Below are 1,823 nucleotides of genomic sequence, written 5' to 3'. Positions count from 1 at the left end.
ATTTTCAAATCTAAAGGAACTTGTTTCAAAATCACATCATATTCATGCGTTTAGCGAAATTCGAACTTCTAAAATCTAACATCGATTTATTCTTTCTCGATTGTTTGATTTTTGATGACTTGCTGTTCTTTTTCAAAATAAGCAATAATCTCCAATGCAACTTTCAATGCATTTCGTCCATCTTGTAACGAAACTTTAATTGGTGAATTATTCACAATAGAATCTGCAAAGCTTTCTAATTCATCCAAAATTGCATTATTTGGTAAAATTTCTGGATGTTCAAAACAAATTTCTCTACGATCTCCTTTATCGTTTTCCAAAATCATCGCAAATTCACTTGGATTTTCTGGCGCTTTGTGCATTTTAATAATTTCAGTCTTTTTCGTCAAGAAATCAATTGAAATATACGCATTTCGTTGAAAAACACGCATTTTTCGCATATTTTTCATTGACATTCTACTTGTCGAAACATTCACCACACAACCATTTTCAAACTCAATTCGAGCATTTGCAATATCAGGTGTATCACTAATTACCGAAACTCCAGACGAATGAATTGATTTAATTTCTGATTTTACAATCGATAAAATCACATCTAAATCATGAATCATCAAATCTAAAACTACAGGAACATCTGTACCGCGCGGATTAAATTCTGCCAAACGATGCGTTTCAATAAACAATGGTTCTTCGATAAAAGGTGCAGCCGCTGTAAATGCAGGATTAAAACGCTCTACGTGTCCAACTTGCGCTTTCAAACCTTTTTCATTTGTCAATTTCAACAAATGATCTGCCTCTTCTAAGGTATGCGTAACTGGTTTTTCGATGAAAAAATGTTTATTTTTTTCGATCACTTTCAATGCCACTTCATAATGTGATAACGTTGGTGTCACAATATCGACAACATCAACAGCATCAATCAATTCGTCCATCGAACTAAAATATTTATACCCAAATTCAGCTTCAACTTTTTTTCCATTTTCTTCAAAAGAATCAAAGAAGCCAATTAATTCGTATCTTTCCGATTGATTTAATAACTTTAAATGGATTTTTCCAAGGTGCCCAGCACCGATCACTCCTACTTTTAACATTTGGTAGATTTTGCCGTTAAAATTAATGAGAATAAGTTGTATTTAATGCATTTTTGTAAAAATTTTGGAATATGTCTGTAGACGATTTTAAACACAGAGGACGACGCAAAATGTTGGTTGATTTGTTGCGCTCGAAAGGAATTGAAGATGAAAACGTATTGGAAGCTATTAATTTAGTGCCACGACATTTATTTTTAGACAGCGCATTTACGGAATTCGCATATCGCGACGAAGCTTTTCCGATTGCTGCTGGACAAACGATTTCGCATCCGTTTACAGTTGCTTTTCAGACACAATTATTAGACATTCAGCCTAATGAAAAAGTCTTAGAAATCGGAACTGGTTCTGGTTATCAAACTGCTGTTTTGGTTGCTTTGGGTGTTGAAGTTTTTACGATTGAAAGACAAAAAGATTTGTTTGATTTCTCGAAAATCATGTTGAAAAAAATCAATTTCGAGCCACGTTATCAAACGTATGGAGATGGTTACAAAGGTTTACCTTCTTTTGCTCCTTTTGATAAAATTATTGTAACGGCTGGTGCGCCAGAAATTCCAGAAGAATTAAAAAAACAATTGAATATTGGAGGAATAATGGTGATTCCAGTTGGTGAACAATCGCAACGAATGATTGTCATTATGAGATTATCAGAAGATCAATTTGAGCATTACGAATTTGGAGATTTCAAATTTGTACCAATGTTAGAAAGCCGAGATAAATAAAATAAAAAACTCC

At 33.4% G+C, this 1,823-nt stretch carries 2 protein-coding genes; one reads left to right on the top strand and one right to left on the bottom strand.

Translation table 11 applies throughout. The annotated features are described in order from the left end of the window. Positions 1-86 precede the first annotated feature (86 nt). Complete coding sequence (locus B4E59_RS07395; protein ID WP_114997742.1) at positions 87-1,091, bottom strand: Gfo/Idh/MocA family protein; 1,005 nt, start codon at positions 1,089-1,091, stop codon at positions 87-89. A 71-nt stretch (positions 1,092-1,162) separates the two neighbouring features. Here B4E59_RS07395 and B4E59_RS07390 point away from each other — a divergent pair, with 71 nt between their 5' ends. Further along, positions 1,163-1,810, top strand: coding sequence for a protein-L-isoaspartate(D-aspartate) O-methyltransferase (locus B4E59_RS07390; RefSeq protein WP_038332579.1), 648 nt, complete (start codon positions 1,163-1,165; stop codon positions 1,808-1,810). Positions 1,811-1,823: the final 13 nt, after the last annotated feature.

Origin of the sequence: Empedobacter sp. UBA2044, from assembly GCF_002333005.1 — a bacterium.
GTDB classification, from domain to species: Bacteria; Bacteroidota; Bacteroidia; order Flavobacteriales; family Weeksellaceae; genus Empedobacter; species Empedobacter falsenii_B.
The sequence above is the reverse complement of the archived record's forward strand: the minus strand, read 5'-3'. Positions and strand labels throughout refer to the sequence as shown.